We start from the raw sequence: 17,467 nt of genomic DNA, 5'->3' as shown, positions 1-17,467 counted from the left end.
AGGGCGCGGTGGATAGGCTCCGGGACATGCCCGGCACCCCGCTGCAGCGCACCGACGGCTCCCCCGTCCGCGCCCTCGTCGTCGACGACGAGCACGCCCTGGCCGAGGCCGTCGCCCTGGCGTTCGCGGGCGACGGCTGGGCCGTGCGGTCGGTGCACCGCGGGCGCGACGTGCTGTTCGCGGCCCGGGAGTTCCAGCCCGACGTGATCGTGCTCGACGTGATGCTGCCGGACATCGACGGGTTCGAGGTGCTCGAACGGCTCCGCGACGCCCGCGACGGCGTGCGGGTGCTGTTCCTCACCGCACGCGACGCCCCCGAGGACCGGCTCGCCGGGCTGACCGGCGGCGGCGACGACTACCTGACCAAGCCCTTCGGCATCGAGGAGCTGCTCGTCCGTGCGCGGATCCTGGCGCGCACCTCGGCCCGGGTCGCTGCGGCCGGGGCGAGTGCCGAGGTCGTGGTCGGGGACCTCCGGCTCGACGAGGACGCCCGCTCGGTCAGCCGTGCCGGGGACCCGATCGAGCTCACCCCGACCGAGTACGAGCTGCTGCGACACCTGGCCCGGAACGCCAACCGGGTCCTGTCCCGCGAGCAGCTGCTGGCGAGCGTCTGGGGCATGGACTTCGGCACGTCGTCGAACCTGGTGGACATGTACGTGTCGTACCTGCGGAAGAAGCTCGATGCCGGACGTGAGCCGATGCTGCAGACCGTCCGTGGGGCGGGGTACGTGCTCCGGCCGGCGACGTGAGCCGCCCCGGGCGCACCGGGCGTGTGCCGTCGTTGCGCTGGCGGATCGTGGCGGCCGTGGCCCTGCTGCTCGTGGCGACGAACGTCGTCGTGGGGGCGGTGACCGTCGTCGCCTTCCGGGGGTACCTGGTCGACCGGCTCGACGCGGAGCTGTCGACGGCGGCGATGCGGACCGTCGGCGGACGGGACGGGGCGGAACCGCCGCCGGGGGCGTCCGGGCCGCCGCCGGGGTCGTCGTCCTCGTCCTCGTCGTCGTCCTCGTCGGACGATCTGCCGGATCCCGACAACGCCTTCATCGGAGCCCCGGGGCAGTCGGCGGGCACGGTCATCGCCATCGTCCGCGACGGCGACGTGGTGCTCGGTGGCTACACCGACGGGGACGGTGACCAGCGCAGTCTGACCGCAGCGCAGCAGCGGACGCTCGCCGCGGTGCAGGCCGGCGGCGCCCCCGTGACGGTCGAACTCGGCGCGCTCGGCGACTACCGGGTGCAGGCGGTGAGCGACGACGGCGACGTGTTCGTCACCGCGCTCCCCCTCGGTGACCTCGACGCCGCGATCGCTCGACTGCTGCTCGTCATCGGGGTCGTCACGGTGCTCGGGCTCGCCGTCGCCGCGTGGGCGCTCACCGTGCTCGTCCGTCGATCGCTCCGTCCGCTCGAACGCGTCGCCGCGGTGGCGTCCGGCGTGACCGCACTCGACCTGGAACGCGGCGACCCGGACATCCCCGTGCGCGTCTCCGACGCCGACCTGCGCGCGAACCGCGAGGTCGCGCAGGTCGGCGGTGCGCTGAACCGGCTGCTGGGCCACGTCGCCCGGGCACTCACCGTCCGTCGCGACGCCGAGGCCGGCATGCGGACGTTCGTCGCCGATGCCTCGCACGAGCTGCGGACCCCGATCGCCACCGTCCGGGCGTACGCCGAGCTGTCGGAGCGGACCTCCGAACTGGACGCCGTGCACCGCAACGTCGAACGGATCGGACGCGAGGCCGTCCGGATGGGCGACCTCGTCGACGAGCTGCTGTTGCTCGCACGGCTCGACGCCTCGGCCCTGGCGTCGGGAGCGCCGGCGTCGCAGGTCGTCCGCGAGCCGGTCGACCTGACGTCGCTCGTCGTCGACGCCACGATGGACGCCCGCGCGACGGCGCCGGACCACCGGTGGACGCTGGAGATCGTGGACGACCAGCCGGTGCTCGTGGCCGGCGACGAGGTGCAGCTCCGACGGGTGGTCACGAACCTGTTGACCAACGCCCGGACGCACACGCCGCCGGGGACTGCCGTCGTGGTGTCGTTGCAGTCGGTCCCCGGGTCGGGCTCTGCGTCTGCGTCTGCGTCTGCGTCTGCGTCTGCGTCGGACGGTGCCGTCGTCCGCTTCGTCGTCGCGAACGACGGGCCGCCGATCCCCGCCGAGTCACTGCCGACCCTGTTCGACCGGTTCACCCGGGGTGAGGCCTCGCGCTCACGGGAGCACGGCACGAGCGGTCTCGGGCTGGCGATCGTGCGGGCCGTCGTCATGGCGCACGGCGGCAGCGTGCGGGTCGCGTCCGAGCCCGGCCGGACCGCGTTCACCGTGGACCTGCCGGCCTCGGGCGCTTCGTGAGCAGAAGACGTCGGGTGCCGCGACCGCACTCGACATCTCCTGCTCACCGAGTGCCGTCCCGGTCGCATACTGGTCGGAGAACGCCGGACGAGGAGGCCCCGTGACGAACGCGTACGACAAGCTCCCGGGCCGCCCCGACCCCGCCGACCTGGTGGTCGAGGTCCCGGCCTTCGAGGACGACCGCCCCCAGCCCGAACCCGCACCGCCCGCCGCGGCGCCGGAGCTCGTGGCCGCGACCGAGTTCGCGCGCTCCTCGCACGCACCGCCCACGATCCGCCGGACACAGATGCGGGCGGGCGCGTGGATCGCGGGCGTCCCGATCGCGGCGCTCGTGGTCGTCGCGATCGTGCAGATCCTGCTGCCCCACTGACCGAGAGCGTCACTGATATGTAGAGTGGTACGCCGTGGGGACGCGGTGGTGACGACAGCGACGAACGGGTACCGAGAGGTCTTCGTCGATGAGTCGAAGGTCAAGGACTACCTCCTCGTCGCCGTCTGCCTCGAACGCTCATCGACACGGGCCGCACGGTCGGCACTCACCGGCCTCGTCCTGCGTGGGCAGTCGCGCCTGCACATGCGGAAGGAGAGCGACGCCCGTCGCCGGCTGATCCTCAGCACGATTGCGTCCTTACCGGTGGAGGTCACGGTCTTCCGTGCCGTCAAGGACGGGCGATCCGACACGGCACGCCGCGCTGCGTGCCTCAGACGACTCGTCGCCGCCACCGCGGTGTCCCCGCGCGTCAGCGTGTGCTTCGAGCGGGACGAGACACTCGTCCGCAAGGACCGACAGTGGATCGTCGAGGCGACGCGGGACTCGGGTGGCGCTCGCCTGGTCCACCGCCACGAGACGGCTGCACACGAGCCGCTCCTGGCCCTGCCGGACGCAGTGGGGTGGGCGTGGGCGAAGGGCGGCGACTGGCGACGTCGTTGCCCGACGGAGCTCACCGTGATCGACGCCTGAAACGCGCAGAACCCGAGCGCCCAACCGTCCGGATGGGTCTCGGGTCCACTTCTCGAAGCTCAACGCAACGAGCACGATCACGCTACCACCGTGCCATGTCACACGCCAGGACCGGCAGACGATGGCACGGCGATCGGGCGTCGTCCGGATCGTCAGACGATCGACCAACGTCGAGCCCCGTCGCGTGCATCCGCGTCGGAGCGCACGCAGGCTGGGTCTTGTCCGAGCAAGACGACCCGAACGGGTCACCACTGCAGAGATGGGAAACACGATCATGAACTCCTTCAAGCGCAAGTCCGTGAAGCTCCTCGCCGGCACCGCCCTCGGTGGCGCCGTCATCGCCGGGGTGTTCGTCGCAGCCCCGGCGCAGGCTGCCGAGCCCGCGCCGCCCAGCACCTCGTCGTCCGTCGGCGGCAGCGTCAACGTCAACCTCGACCCGGTCGCGATCGTCAACGCGATCAAGGACGCGGTCAACGACCAGAGCGACCGCGGCGGCGCCGTCCAGGCGGCGCTCGACGTCGGGTACTGGAACGCCGGCAACCCCGACCGCCTCACCGTCGCGGTGGTCAACAAGAACCAGGACATCACCGTCGAGGGCGACGTCGCGGACGCCCAGTCGATCGACATCAAGGGTGGCAACTACGTCATCTACTGGTTCAAGGGCCCCGGCAAGGTCACCAACAACGGTGACGGCGGCTGGCTGAACTGGGGTGTGTTCGGCAACATCGAGCGCATCGACAACGTCATCCACGTCAACGGCGGCTGACTCCAGGTCCGCACGACAGCGCCCCCTGGGACCTCGGTCTCAGGGGGCGTCGTCGTGCACCCGCGCCGCTTCGATCGCCGACGGTCGGTTGCGAGCGGCCAGCCTCAGGTCCCGCCGAGACCGGATCCAGCCCCGGACGAAGGCGACCGACACCAGCGCCGTGCGGTTCGGTGCGTTCCAGGACTTCATCAGCCGGCCGAGGTGCCAGGCGACGGCCTGCCGGCTGTAGGCGGTCTCCTTGGCGATCGCGTCGTTCGACAGCCCACGGGCGGCGAGCGCCAGCATCCGCTCCTCGGTCTCGTCCAATCCGGGCGCCGATGCCACCAGGTCGATGTCGTCGGTGCCGAGCGCTGTCGTCGCGTCCGCCGACGCCCCTCCCCGGTGCTGCGCCCAGGCCTCCGCCCAGCACGAGCCGAGTTCGTGTGCCACGAGCGATGCCCGGCTCATCGCGAGCATCGTCCGGCCGGCGTGGTCGATCGTCGTCGCGTGCTCGCGGGTGGCCGTGTGCATGACGAGGGCGAAGACACGGATCGCGGGCAGGGCGCCGCGGAGCACGACCGAGACGTCGACCTGCGGGTCGCCGGCACTGGCGGCTGCGACCTCGCGGAGTCGGACCAGGCACTCGGGGTCGAGTGGCTCCCCACGCTCGACCGCGCGCAGTGCCGCGGGGAGCACGAGCGGGACGATCTGCTCGTACCGACGCCGGAGCCAGTCGTGCCCGTCGGGTCGGATGCCGTGCAACGGCGGCGCGAGCAGCAGCTCCGAGAATTCCGAGCACCGCTCGTCGAGCGCCAGCCCCAGCCGCTCCCCGGGGAGCAGCACGGCCGTCCGTCGTGCGTCGTCGCGCTCGGTCGTCATCGTGCGTCGAACGTATCCGGACAACAGGTGTCGTGTCCGCGGCGTTCACGTGGTGTTCGTTCTTACCCGGGCCACAGCGCCCTGCCTCGGCCCCCGTAGCCCCGCTGCCGAGCATGAGCGGCATGACGGAGACGAACCAGCCCCTCGACATCGACATCGTCGTCCCCTGCTACGACGAGCAGGACACGCTCGCCGCCCACGTGCGACGGCTCCACACGTTCTGCCGGACGTCGTTGCACCACTCGTGGCGGATCACGATCGCGGACAACGCCTCGACCGACGACACCGCCCGGATCGCCGACGACCTCGCCGCGATGCTCCCCGGTGTGCACGCGGTGCACCTACCCGAGAAGGGCCGAGGCCGTGCGCTCAAGGAGGTCTGGGCGGCATCGCCGGCCACCGTGCTCGTCTACCTGGACGAGGACCTGTCCACCGACCTCGCCGCGCTCGAACCCCTCGTGGCACCCCTGCTGTCGGGGCACTCGGACCTGGCGATCGGCACCCGGCTGGCCGGTTCGTCGCGCGTGGTGCGCGGCAGCAAGCGCGAGTTCATCTCACGCTCCTACAACCTGCTGCTCCGGACGACGATGGGGGTGTCGTTCTCGGACGCGCAGTGCGGGTTCAAGGCGGTCACGAAGGCCGCCGCCGACCACCTGCTGCCGCTGTGCGAGGACGATGCCTGGTTCTTCGACACCGAGCTGCTCGTGCTGGCCGAGCACGCGGGACTCCGCATCCACGAGGTCCCCGTCGACTGGGTCGACGACGTCAACTCCTCGGTGCACATCGCGTCGACCGCGACCGAGGACCTGAAGGGCATGTGGCGGGTGTCGAGGAACATCGCCACCGGGCGGGTGCCGATCAGCACGGTCTACGCGGCGATCGGTCGGCAGCCGTTCACCCCACCGAGCGTGGGGTTCCTGGGGCAGGTCCTGCGGTTCGGAGCGATCGGGGTGCTCTCGACCCTGGCGTTCGCCGCCCTGTACGCCCTGTTCCGGCCGGCGATCGGCGCCCAGACCGCGGACTTCCTCGCGCTGTTGGTCACGGCGATCGGCAACACCGCACTGAACCGGCGGTTCACGTTCGGGGTGCGGGGCCGTGCGGGAGCCGGTCGGCACCACGTGCAGGGTCTGGTCGTGTTCGGCATCGCCTGGGCCATCACGTCGGGGTCGCTCGTGGTGTTGCACGCGTCGGTGCCGGGAGCCTCGCACGGTGCGGAGATCGCGGTGCTGACGGCAGCCAACCTGGTGGCGACCGGCGTGCGGTTCGTGTTGTTCAAGGCGTGGGTGTTCCGTGGTCGCCGACGCCCGGAGCTCATCCGTGCCGGGACGACCCCCGCCGCCGACGCGAGCACGGCGGTCACGGAGCCGATCGCAGTGAGCGACCGAACCGGCGAGCGAGCAGCCTGACACTGTGCCGGGTTACCCACCCGGTGCAGGGTTGCACGGCGCCCGCGGCACGCCGCACCGTGCGGCGTCGGCCATCCCGTGCGAGGTTGCACGCTCCGTGCAGCGCTACGAACTCGCACCGAGCGTGCAACCTCGCACCAGCCGATCAGACCCGCACGGTGCGACACCATCGCGCCCCACGCCACCCGTGTTGCACGGTCGGTATACCAAGCCGTAGCATCGCCCTACCGCACCACCACCCCACAGGGCCCGACTGCCACCATCGGTCTGCCCGCGGCGAGCGCTCCATCGATGCAGCCCGCGCCGTCCGCTGCCGGCAACGCCCCACTGGACCCGCACGTGAACCCCACCTCTTTCGGTCTCTACGACCCTGCCCGCGAATCGAGCGATTGCGGCGTCGGTTTCATCACCCGTCTCGACGGGACGCCGAGCCACGACGTCATCCGCAAGGGCGACGAAGCGCTGTGCTCCATCCCGCACCGCGGCGGCAAGTCCGCCGAGGGTGTCGGTGACGGGGCGGGCGTCAGCATCGACCTGTCGGTGGAGTTCTTCAGCGCCATCACCGGCCAGCAGCTGCGCGCCGGGCACTTCGGCGTCGCGAACTGCTTCGTGCCGAGCAGCGACGGAGCGGACGGCACCGACGAGCGCGCCCGTGCCGAGCAGACCGTCACGGACGCCATCACGGCCGAGGGCTTCGACCTGCTGCTGGTCCGTGACGTCCCGGTGGACCACTCCGTCGCGCGCCCCGAGGCCGAGCAGTACCAGCTGCCGATCGTGCAGTGGGTCTTCCGTGCACCGTCCGACTGGTCCCGCACCGAGGTCGACGCCGCCGCGAACCGCGCCCTGCTCGCCATCGAGGCGGTCTCCTACGCCCAGGCCGCCGCCGAGCGCGCCGAGCACGCCGCCCTGTACCCGCTGTCGCTCAGCGCCCGGACCCAGATCCTGAAGGGCCGGCTGAACTCCGGCGAGGTGATCGGGTATTTCACCGACCTGCGCGACCCCCGGCACTCGGTCCGGACGCTGTACTTCCACACCCGGTTCTCGACGAACACCGAGCCGCACCCGACGATGGCGCAGCCGTTCCGCCTGATGGCGCACAACGGCGAGCTGAACACCGACCGCAAGAACCGGCTGTCCGACGAGGCGCTCGCGCGGGCCCGCACCCGGAGCATCGTGCGTCCGCCCGGGCAGTCGGACTCGAGCCGACTCGACCAGACCCTGCAGAGCCGTGTGTTCGACGACGGGCTCGAGATCGTCGAGGCCGTGGTCTCGCTCATGCCGCCGGCGTGGGAGAACGACCGCACCCTGACCCCGGACGTCCGGGACATGCTCGAGTACTTCTCGCTGTACGAGGAGAAGAACGACGGTCCTGCCGCCGTGATCTTCAGTGACGGCGACGTCGTCGGCGCCCGCCTGGACCGCCTGGGCCTGCGCCCGCTGCGCACCGTCGAGACGGCCGAGTACCTGATGGTGTCGTCCGAGGCCGGCCAGGTCGAGTTCGACGCCGACGAGGTCGTGCACCGCGGCCGCATCGAGGCCGGCGGCATGCTCGTCGTCGACCACCGCACCGGCACCCGCATGCGCACGGGCGAGGTGCTGCACATGCTCGCGGCCCGCCGTGACTACGGCACCCTGCTCGACGCCGCCCGCGTGAACCTGGACGACGTGCCCGCTCCGGACTACGAGCGCACGACGTCCACCCTGGGCTACGACGGCGACCTGTCGCTCGCGGGCCGGTACGTGGCGTACTCGCTGAACCAGGAGAGCTTCCGGTTCATGCTCGACCCGATGCTGCAGAACGGGTCGGAGCGCATCTCGGCGATGGGCTACGGCAACGCGATCAACGCCCTGAGCGACACCGAGGGCGGCATGGCGAAGTACTTCTCGCAGCGCTTCGCCCAGGTGACGAACCCGCCGCTCGACTCGATCCGCGAGGCCGACGGCATGTCGATGCGCGTGGCACTCGGCGCGAAGCCGGACGGCACGGGCACCACGGGGCGTCAGCTCGTCGTGCAGTCGCCGATCCTCGGGCACCTCGACATGGTGCGGCTGCGCGAGCAGGACATCGTGCCGCTCGAGCGCTTCGACATGCTCTACGTGCCGGTGCCCGCCGACGAGCAGGCCAACGCCGACGCGATGCGCGGCGCGCTGGACGCGCTGTGCGACGCGATCGAGGCGTTCGCGGCGCGCGGTGGCGGGATCGCGGTCGTGACCGACCGCGAGGTGTCGTCGACCCATGCGCCCCTCCCCGTGATCCTGGCCGTGGCCGCCGTCAACCAGCGGCTCATCGAGACCGGTCTGCGTCTGCGGGTCTCCGTCGTCGCCGAGAGCGGTCAGCTGCCATCGTCACACCACGTCGCGACCGCGCTGGGCTTCGGTGCCGCCGCTGTGTACAGCTTGAGCGCTCGGCTGCGTGCGGAGGAGAAGTACCCCGCCGCACCCGCACCCGCCGGTGAGCTGACCGCGACCGACCTGGCACTCAAGCAGTTCCGCAAGGCCGCCGAGAAGGCCCTGGCGAAGACCATGGGCCGCGTCGGCCTGTGCACCGCCGAGAGCTACATCGGTGGCGAGTTCTTCGAGCCGAACTACCTCGACACCGGCGACGACGTGCTCGCGCGGATCTTCCCGCACATGCAGGCCCCGGTCGGCGGCGTCGGCTTCGCGCGCATCGCCCAGGCGGCGACGGACTGGCACGAGCGTGCCCGGTCGGTGGCGTCCGAGGGCCAGGTCCCGCTGCTCGGCCTGTTCAAGGAACGCTCCGACGGCGCCGGCCACTCGTTCGGCGTCGCGAGCGTCCGCGGGTTCGGCGGCATGACCGAGGAGCGCCCGGCCTTCGAACGCTCCGGCGACTCGGACGCGCTGCGCCTGCTCACGCTCGGCCAGCTCGACGACTCGTTCGGCATCACCGACGCCGCGTACCGGAACACCGGGTACGACCGCCTCAGCGACGCCGAGATCGACGCGCACCGCATCACGCCGGGCTACGTCACGTTCCTGCAGACGACCCACGACGAGCGGTCCCGCCGTCCCGCCGCGCTCCGCGACGTGCTCGCGCTGCCCGCGGACGTCACCGGCATCGACGCGGCCGAGGACTTCGCCCGCGAGCTCGGCCGCTTCTCGACGAGCGGCAACGCCAGCGTCACCGTGCGCGGGCTCTCCGGCTCGCGTCCGTCGGACGACCAGGACCTGCCGGGAGGCACGGAGCGGTTCCGCCTGGAACTCACGTCGACGGGGACCACGGGTGCACTGCGCCACGCGGCCCTGGCAGACGGCCTCGCGCTGCTCCACCCGGGGCAGATCGACGTCGACGCCGTCGACGACAGCGCGGTGACGCTCCGCGCCACCGGTGCGGCGGTCGCCCTGCTCGCACTGCTGCAGAGCGCCCCGGCGAGCGTCGAGCTCGACGAGGTGCAGCCGGCCCACGAGATCACCCGGACCCTGGCGTCCGGCGCGATGAGCCACGGCGCGCTCGTCGCCACCGCCCACGAGGCCGTCGCGCACGGGACGAACATGGTCGGCGGCATGTCGAACAGCGGTGAGGGCGGCGAGCACCACTCCCGCTACGGCACCATCCGCGGCTCGCGCATCAAGCAGTTCGCCTCGGGCCGGTTCGGCATCTGGGCCGGCTACCTCGCCGACCCCATGCTCGAGGAGCTCGAGATCAAGATCGGCCAGGGCGCGAAGCCCGGCGAGGGTGGCCAGCTGCCCGCACCCAAGGTCACGGTGGACATCGCCGCGGCCCGTGGCGGCACGCCCGGCGTCGAACTGATCTCGCCGCCGCCGCACCACGACACGTACTCGATCGAGGACCTCGCGCAGCTCATCCACGACTGCAAGGCCGCCCGCGTCCGGGTGATCGTGAAGCTCGTCTCGTCCGAGGGCATCGGCACCATCGCGGTCGGCGTCGCGAAGGCCGGCGCCGACGTGATCAACGTCGCGGGCAACACCGGCGGCACCGGCGCCGCGGCCGTCACCAGCCTGAAGTACGCCGGCCGTTCTGCGGAGATCGGCGTCGCCGAGGTGCACCAGGCCCTGGTCGCGAACGGCCTGCGCCAGAAGGTCACGCTCCGCTGCTCGGGTGCGCACCAGACCGGCAGCGACGTCGTCACGAGCGCCCTGCTCGGCGGCGACAGCTTCGAGTTCGGCACGACCGCGCTCATGATGCTCGGCTGCGTGATGGCGAAGAACTGCAACGTGAAGTGCCCGGCGGGCCTGACCACGAACGCCGAGGCGTTCGAGGGCGACCCCCGCGCGCTCGCGCAGTACCTGCTCAACATCGCCCACGACGTGCGGCAGATCCTGGCCCGTCTCGGCCTGCGCTCCCTGCGCGAGGCCCGCGGCCGGACCGACCTGCTGCAGCTCCTGGACCACCCGGCGAGCGTCGGCCGGCTCGACGCCCGTGCCCTGCTCGCTCAGGTGCCCGAGAAGGTCGTCGCGGACCCGGAGTACCTGGAGAAGGACTTCCACACCGACGACGCCCTGCTCGAGCGCGTCCGCACCGCCCTCGTCGACCACGCGCAGGAGCACGTGCTCGTGCACGGCGTGCTGCTCGGCAACGCCGACAAGTCGGTCGGTGGCCAGCTCGGCATCGACCTCGAGCGCCTGCTCAACCACGAGCTCCGCGCCGAGGACGTGCAGGACCTGCCCGCCGTGACGACGGACGACCGCGGACGCCGCCGGCTGGTGGACGGTGCGGTCACGATCCGCACGCAGGGCTCGGCCGGGCAGTCCTACGGCGTCTTCAACAACGACGGCGTCGTGCTCGAGCACACCGGCACCGCGAACGACGGCGTCGGCAAGAGCCAGAGCGGCGGACGGATCATCGTCCGCGCCCCCGGTGGCGGCAGCGCCGCACAGGGCGGCAACGTGCTGGTCGGCAACTTCGCGCTGTTCGGGGCCACCGGTGGGCGCACCTTCGTCGAGGGCGAGGCCGGCGACCGGTTCGCCGTCCGCAACTCCGGCGCGACCGCCGTGGTCGAGGGCCTCGGCGACTTCGGTTGCGAGTACATGACCGGCGGCGCCGTGTTCAACCTCGGCGCGTTCGGCAAGGGCCTCGGCAACGGCATGTCCGGTGGGTTCCTGTACCAGTACGACCCCTCCGGCCAGGTCGCCGAGCGTGTCAGCACGGACTCGCTGCTGGTGTTCCCGATCACCGACACCGAGCGCGGTGCGTTCCACGAGGCCGCCGCCCGCCTGCTGCTCGAGTGGCACCTCGAGGCGACCGGTTCGGCCCTGGCCGAGCGACTGCTCGCCGAGTGGGACACCGCCCGCGCGCACGTGTACGTCGGCATGCCCCGTGCCCTGCTGCTCACGCAGGACGCCGGCGAGATCCTCGCGGCGGCGACCCGGCCCGAGCTCCTCGACGAGCTCGCGACCTCGATCGCCACCGACAAGCTCCGCGCGTTCAAGCTCGACTACCGCGACCAGCGCACGGTGCTCGACGGCCGTGCCCCGGCGCTCGGCGACCAGGGCGAGGACATGTTCTCGCTGCTGTCGTCGTACACGGTGCTCGGGGTCGCCCAGGACGTCGCCCTCGAGCGCGTCCCGGGTGCGCTCGGCAGCGCCGACCCGCGAGTGGCCGAGGCCGTCAAGAACCTCGTGCTCACCGAGGACTTCTCCGTCAAGCAGCGCGTCGTGAAGTACCTGCGCGGCACGCTCGACCGGTTCGCCGACGACCAGCTCGCCACGCTCATCGCGATCAAGCGGCTCGACGACTACAAGCGCGCGCTCACGCAGCGGAACAACCGCAGCATGGACGCGCCGGGCACCACGGGGTGGATCATGCACCAGAACGCCAAGAACGACGGCCGCGTCCGCGAGGCCCGCTTCGACGAGCTGCTCGCCACCGCGGCGCTCGAGGACATCGCCCGCCGTGCACCGCAGGCGCCGACCGAGGCGGTGACCGCGTGAGTCTGCTCCCCCCGACCGGGTCGCTGATCCCCGTCGACGCACCGTTCTCGGCCGCCCAGGAGTCCTGGCTCGCCGGGTTCATCGCGGGCATCGCCGCCGCCGGCAAGAAGGTCGCGGCCAGCGCGCCCACGACGACGATCGACGTGCTCTTCGGCACCCAGACCGGCAACGCCGAGTTCCTGGCCGACGAGCTCGTCGCCGGCGCGAAGGCCCGCGGACTCGGCGGTCGTGCCAGTGCGCTCGACGCCGTCACCCCCGAGCATCTCGCCGAGATGTCGCACGTGCTCGTCGTCACCTCGACCTACGGCGAGGGCGAGATGCCCGACAATGCCGGGCTGTTCTGGGACGCGATCCAGGCGAGCACCGTGCCGCGGCTCGAGGGGCTGCAGTACGCCGTCCTGGGCCTCGGTGACACGAGCTACGACGAGTTCTGCCAGGCCGGCAAGCTCCTCGACACCCGGTTCGAGCAGCTCGGCGCGACCCGCATCCACGACCGCGTCGACTGCGACGTCGACTTCGAGGACCCGGCCGCACTGTGGACCGCGGCGGTCCTCGACCGCCTCGCCGCCGAGGCCGGCGCGACGGCTGCACCCGGCGCGACCACGGGCGGTGGTGCCGGCGACGGTGCAGCCGCGACGGGCGGGGCGGGCGCGAGCCGTGCCTCCCGGCCGGGGTCGCAGTGGAACAAGCGCAACCCGTACCCGTCGCGCCTGGTCGAGAACCGGCTGCTCTCCTCGCCGCGCAGTGCGAAGGAGATCCGGCACTACGAGTTCGACCTCGGTGACTCGGGCATCGAGTACGCGGCCGGCGACGCCCTGGCGGTCGTGCCCGTGAACGACGAGGTCTTCGTGGCGGACCTGCTCGAGCAGGTCGGCGCGAACGGCGGCGAGGCGTTCGACGGCCGGCCGATCACCGAGGTCCTGCGGACCGACCGTGAGATCCGGACGCCCTCGAAGGACCTCATCGCCGACCTGGTGCAGCGCGCGCCGTCGAGCGAACTCGCGGCCGTCGTGGCGCACGGCGACAAGCACGAGCTGGACCGCTGGTTGTGGGGACGCGACGTCCTCGACCTGCTCCGCGACGCCGGCCCGGCCGCTCCGGGACTCGACGAGCTGCTGCCGAACCTGCGGCCGCTGCAGGCGCGGCAGTACTCGATCTCGTCGAGCCCGCTGGCCCACCCGGACCGCATCCACCTGACCATCGCGTCGGTGCGCTACGGCGACCCGCACCGGATGTACGCCGGTGTCGCGTCGACGTTCCTGGCCGACCGGGTCGACCCGGACGGCACCGTCGACGTCTACCTGCAGCCGAACGCGTCGTTCGGAGTGCCGGCGGACGAGTCGGCCCCGATGATCATGATCGGACCGGGCACCGGTGTCGCGCCGTTCCGCGGGTTCCTGCACGAGCGCGCGGTGTCCGGGGCGACCGGACGCAACTGGCTGTTCTTCGGCGACCAGCACCGGGACACCGACTTCGTGTACCGGGACGAGCTCACCGAGCTGCAGGAACAGGGCGTGCTCGACCGCCTCGACCTGGCGTTCTCGCGCGACCAGGCCGAGAAGGTCTACGTGCAGACGCGGATGCTCGAGCGGTCGGCGGAGCTGTTCGCCTGGCTCGAGGACGGCGGCCACGTGTACGTCTGCGGCGACGCCTCACGCATGGCGAAGGACGTCGAGGCTGCGCTGCTCCAGGTCATCCGGACCGGACGCGCGCGCGGCGAGGACGACGCGCAGGCGTACCTGGCCGACATGCGTCGCGCGAAGCGGTACGTGCGCGACGTCTACTGAGCCGCGTGCAGATCTGATGAGTCCGCCCCGGCCACGGAACCCGAATCCGATGGCCGGGGCGGTCCCGGAGGAGCGCCGGTCAGTGGCGACCGACCAGCGAGCCCTGCAGCGTGGCGCGGCGGACGCGACGCACAGCGTCGGTCGCACGAGCGTCGAGTGCCCTGATCCGGGACTCGCGCCGCTCGTTCGTCTCGGCCACCGATGGTTGGTCGGTGCCGGACTCGCCGGGCGTCACGGGCAATTCGGGTTCCCCTCCTGCCGCGGACGCTGCCAACACCGGTGCCCTAGCGCCGGTGCGGGGGACGACAGCGAACCGCGGTGAAGCCACAGTACGATCCGAGCAACCCGACTGGAACCCGTTGACCCGGATCAGCGCGTTGTGCTACCACTCGGTGTCCCGGATGCGTCGTCCGCGTCCCCGGGTGCCACCGCCCGCGACCACGCCGAGTCGGCCGCCGTGCTGGTGTCCGCCGGCTCCGGCGTCAGCACGAGCCCCGACCCCGAGGTGGCCGAGGCGTAGAGGTCCTCGAGCCAGCTGCGGTTGATGGACGGCACCCGGCTGCCGGTGAACTTGAAGTGCAGGCTCACGTTGGGGTGCAGCCAGATCGTGCTGCGACCGTTGCCGTGGACAACGTCGTCCTTCCACGAGAACGCGAAGCGGTGGTCACGCCGGAGCATGTTGACGATGACGATCTGCAGGTGCGTGAGCGCGCGGTCGTCGATCCGCAGGTCGAGCGGTCGGCCGTCGTAGATGAGCTGCCCCATGGCTCCTTCTACTCTTGCGCTCCGGTGTGCGCGAGGCCGGACGCCCAGGTGGTGATGGTGCGGTCGAACCAGACGGCGTCGACGTTGCGCTCCCAGGCGTGCTCGGCCGGCTCGCTCACCGCCAGTGTGACCGTGCCGGGGTGGGCGTCGGCGAACTCCTGACTGGCCGAGAACGGCACCGTGGTGTCGCCGGTGGAGTGGATGAGCAGGGTCGGTGGCAGCGGCCGGGGTGCGCGCAACCACGACAGCGCGCGCACGTCGACCGGCGAGCGCAGCCCCACCATCCGGCAGAGGACCGGCGTCGCCATCGCCCCGAGGGCAGCACCCACCACGGGGCCGGGAAGCCCCGCGCGACGGGCCTGGGACCGGACGGTGACGGCCCAGTCCAGTGCCGGGGCGACGAGCACGATCCCGGCCAGGCGGTCGCGGTGCGCCGAGCGGGCGAGGAGCTCGTGCGTGATCGTCGCGCCCATCGACCACCCCACGATGACGAGCCGCTCGGCGCCGTTCGCGACGGCGTGGTCGAGCGCCACTTCGACGTCCGCCCACTCGCGGGCTCCGAGGTGTGAGGCCCGGCCCTCCCACGGTGCCTCACCGTCGCCGCGGAACGACGGGACGATCGAGGTCCAGCCGAGTTCGAGCGCCGCGGGGACGGTCCGGAGCGCGGTGACCCGGGTCGTCCGGATCCCGTGCACGTGGACGGCCCAGGTGCGGGCGGCCACGGGGTCGGCGCCCCGGGCAGCCAAGGGGTCGGCACCCCGGGCGGCCGGGCGGCCCGGGCCCGCGGCGCCGTCCGGCCCCGGCCGCACCACCCACGCGGGCGCCGGCCCCACCGGCGTCGGCAGCGACACCTCGGACCAGTCGACCTCCATCGCCGCCGGGTCCGGGTGCACGTGCCCGCTCCACCGCACCCGCGACGACACGGCGCCGGTCGTCCGCACCACGGCCCGGCGCACGAACCCGGCGGCTTCGTCGACCTCGAGCACCGGCCCGACGGTGGTGTGCCCCGGGCCGTCGTGCCACAGCCCGTACTCTCCCGGCCGCATGGTGTCGTCGGTGATCGGCAGCCGGACGGAGTCCGCGTCGGACTCGAGCACGGGCGTCCACCGGTCGCCACCGGGCAGCACGATCCTGCCGACGACCTTTCGCAGGACGACCAGGACGACCAGCCCGATCAGACCCACCGCCGCCAGCACCCCGAGCGCTCCGAGCACCCACCACACGATCGTCACGCCGTCATCCTCCGAGGCTCCGGGTCAGGGTCCGTTCGGCCGACCGCACCTGCGCGAGTTCGGCGTCGTCGAGGGTCCGGCCCTGCACCTCGGCGTCGCGGATCGCGATGACCAGGTCGTAGGTCCGGGCCTGCGGGTCCCCCGGCCGCTCGACCGCTCGCACCGCGTGCCGACGGGCGATGCGGCGCAGGCGTCGGTGGTGCCCGCGGTGTCGCAGGTCACGGCCCCACCGCCGGAACGTCAGCGAGGCCATCGCCACGACGATGAGCACGATGCCGAGGTAGAACGGCGGGTCGAAGGCCAGCCGCAGGCCGTCCCGCGCCCCGGCCGGGAAGAGCCCGAAGTGGTCGGCGGTGAGCGAGACGACCTCGTCGACGCTCGCCACGACGACCAGGGCGAGCCCGACGCGGAACACCACGAGCGCCACCGGGCTCTGCAGCACGCCGCGGCGCAGGGTCGTCGCGGCGATCAGCCCCACGCCCACCATGTACACCGTCCCGTAGAGCCACATCGGGGTCTGCTCGATCTCGCGCACGATGAAGTGGAAGTCGGTCCCGCCGCGCTCCTCGACCAGCAGGAACGGCACCGTGAACGCCACGACCACGACGAGCAGCGCCACCGGCCTGGCGAGCACCGGGCGCTCCGGCAGGTCGTCGGTGCTCGCGCGCAGCATCAGCCAGAACGCGACGGTCGCGCAGACGTTCTGCACCAGGTTGATGAGGTTCGAGCCGCCCAGGGCACCGTCGAGCACCGGCTGCGGCACGACGCTGCCGAGGGTCAGGAGCCCGAGTGCCCCGACGCCGGTGGCACCCCAGGCCGCCCGACCACGAGGGTTCCGCAGCACGTACGGCGTGCGGGCGAGGAAGATCAGCGCCGCGAACCAGAAGGCCGCGGCGTGCAGGACGGCCATCAGCCGTAGGCCCGCTCGTCCGCGCCCGTGGCACCGGCGAGCAGGACCGTCGCGAGCTCGTAGGCGAACCGTTCGGCGAAGTGCTCGTCGTCGTCGGAGATGCTCACGAGCCCGGAGTCGGCGTCGAGCGCGCGACGGCAGACGTGGCCCCCGGCGGCGAACTCGACGACGGACGACGCGGTCGGTGTGCCGACGTCGCCGTGCACCAGGTGCCCGAGCTCGTGCAGCACGCAGTGCATGCGGTAGAGCGGCGGTGCGTCGGCCGGCACGAGCACCAGGTTCTCGTGCTCGAACTGCGACACGAGCGCGGTGAGCGGACCCCAGCTCGGCCCGTCGACGTCGACGACGCGCGTGGGCTTGCCGACCATCCGACCGACGCCGGTCACCACGTCGGACAGCTGCGGCGCACGGGGCAGGGTGGCGACGAGGGCACGGACGGCACCGGACGCACCCAGCTGCTCCGCCATCGCCCCTCCGATCTCCGCGGCAAGACTACCGGCAGGTCCCCCTTGTGGACGAGACCGGCCG

13 protein-coding genes are annotated in these 17,467 nt (G+C 72.2%); 8 read left to right on the top strand and 5 right to left on the bottom strand.

The features are described 5' to 3' along the window. The first annotated feature begins 26 nt into the window (after positions 1 to 26). From HP445_RS05205 to HP445_RS05185, 5 genes are all read left to right on the top strand, one after another. Positions 27 to 749 carry a response regulator transcription factor gene (locus tag HP445_RS05205; protein ID WP_111030747.1) on the top strand — a complete coding sequence of 241 codons (723 nt, stop codon included), beginning with the start codon at positions 27 to 29 and terminating at the stop codon, positions 747 to 749. After that, a complete protein-coding gene (locus HP445_RS19120) occupies positions 746 to 2,344 on the top strand; it encodes a sensor histidine kinase (RefSeq protein WP_128780774.1) in 1,599 nt (532 codons plus the stop codon). Before HP445_RS05205 ends, HP445_RS19120 begins: the two co-directional genes overlap by 4 nt. Positions 2,345 to 2,444: 100 nt before the next feature. Beyond that, a complete protein-coding gene (locus HP445_RS05195) occupies positions 2,445 to 2,714 on the top strand; it encodes a hypothetical protein (RefSeq protein ID WP_111032772.1) in 270 nt (89 codons plus the stop codon). A gap of 48 nt (positions 2,715 to 2,762) precedes the next feature. Continuing rightward, positions 2,763 to 3,305 (top strand): hypothetical protein, encoded by a 543-nt coding sequence (locus HP445_RS05190; RefSeq protein WP_128780773.1) that lies wholly within the window; start codon positions 2,763 to 2,765, stop codon positions 3,303 to 3,305. 259 nt (positions 3,306 to 3,564) lie between these two features. After that, on the top strand, positions 3,565 to 4,071 hold the full coding sequence (locus HP445_RS05185; RefSeq protein WP_241660420.1) for a hypothetical protein: 507 nt from the start codon (positions 3,565 to 3,567) through the stop codon (positions 4,069 to 4,071). A 39-nt stretch (positions 4,072 to 4,110) separates the two neighbouring features. Here the strand turns inward: HP445_RS05185 and HP445_RS05180 are convergent, their stop codons facing one another. After that, positions 4,111 to 4,929 carry a helix-turn-helix transcriptional regulator gene (locus HP445_RS05180; RefSeq protein ID WP_128780772.1) on the bottom strand — a complete coding sequence of 273 codons (819 nt, stop codon included), beginning with the start codon at positions 4,927 to 4,929 and terminating at the stop codon, positions 4,111 to 4,113. Positions 4,930 to 5,042: 113 nt separating this feature from the next. Here HP445_RS05180 and HP445_RS05175 point away from each other — a divergent pair, with 113 nt between their 5' ends. From HP445_RS05175 to HP445_RS05165, 3 genes are all read left to right on the top strand, one after another. Beyond that, positions 5,043 to 6,335 (top strand): bifunctional glycosyltransferase family 2/GtrA family protein, encoded by a 1,293-nt coding sequence (locus HP445_RS05175; protein ID WP_128780771.1) that lies wholly within the window; start codon positions 5,043 to 5,045, stop codon positions 6,333 to 6,335. A 339-nt stretch (positions 6,336 to 6,674) separates the two neighbouring features. Continuing rightward, complete coding sequence (locus HP445_RS05170; protein WP_128780770.1) at positions 6,675 to 12,245, top strand: glutamate synthase-related protein; 5,571 nt, start codon at positions 6,675 to 6,677, stop codon at positions 12,243 to 12,245. Continuing rightward, positions 12,242 to 14,032, top strand: a complete 1,791-nt coding sequence (locus HP445_RS05165) for a sulfite reductase subunit alpha (protein ID WP_128780769.1) — start codon at positions 12,242 to 12,244, stop codon at positions 14,030 to 14,032. Before HP445_RS05170 ends, HP445_RS05165 begins: the two co-directional genes overlap by 4 nt. Before the next feature lie 369 nt (positions 14,033 to 14,401). Here HP445_RS05165 and HP445_RS05160 read toward each other — a convergent pair whose 3' ends face one another. The 4 genes from HP445_RS05160 to HP445_RS05145 are packed head-to-tail and all read right to left on the bottom strand — an operon-like array spanning position 14,402 to position 17,406. Then, positions 14,402 to 14,797, bottom strand: coding sequence for a DUF7882 family protein (locus HP445_RS05160; RefSeq protein ID WP_111032766.1), 396 nt, complete (start codon positions 14,795 to 14,797; stop codon positions 14,402 to 14,404). A gap of 8 nt (positions 14,798 to 14,805) precedes the next feature. After that, positions 14,806 to 16,029: an alpha/beta hydrolase family protein gene (locus HP445_RS05155; RefSeq protein ID WP_128780768.1), complete on the bottom strand. Its 1,224-nt coding sequence runs from the start codon at positions 16,027 to 16,029 to the stop codon at positions 14,806 to 14,808. A gap of 4 nt (positions 16,030 to 16,033) precedes the next feature. Continuing rightward, positions 16,034 to 16,939, bottom strand: coding sequence for a hypothetical protein (locus HP445_RS05150; RefSeq protein ID WP_128780767.1), 906 nt, complete (start codon positions 16,937 to 16,939; stop codon positions 16,034 to 16,036). Beyond that, positions 16,939 to 17,406: a hypothetical protein gene (locus HP445_RS05145; RefSeq protein ID WP_128780766.1), complete on the bottom strand. Its 468-nt coding sequence runs from the start codon at positions 17,404 to 17,406 to the stop codon at positions 16,939 to 16,941. The genes HP445_RS05150 and HP445_RS05145 overlap by 1 nt, the downstream gene beginning before the upstream one ends. Positions 17,407 to 17,467: the final 61 nt, after the last annotated feature.

The sequence above is a fragment of the Curtobacterium flaccumfaciens genome (assembly GCF_013359815.1).
In the GTDB taxonomy this organism is placed as follows: Bacteria; Actinomycetota; Actinomycetes; order Actinomycetales; family Microbacteriaceae; genus Curtobacterium; species Curtobacterium flaccumfaciens.
The sequence above is the reverse complement of the archived record's forward strand: the minus strand, read 5'-3'. Positions and strand labels throughout refer to the sequence as shown.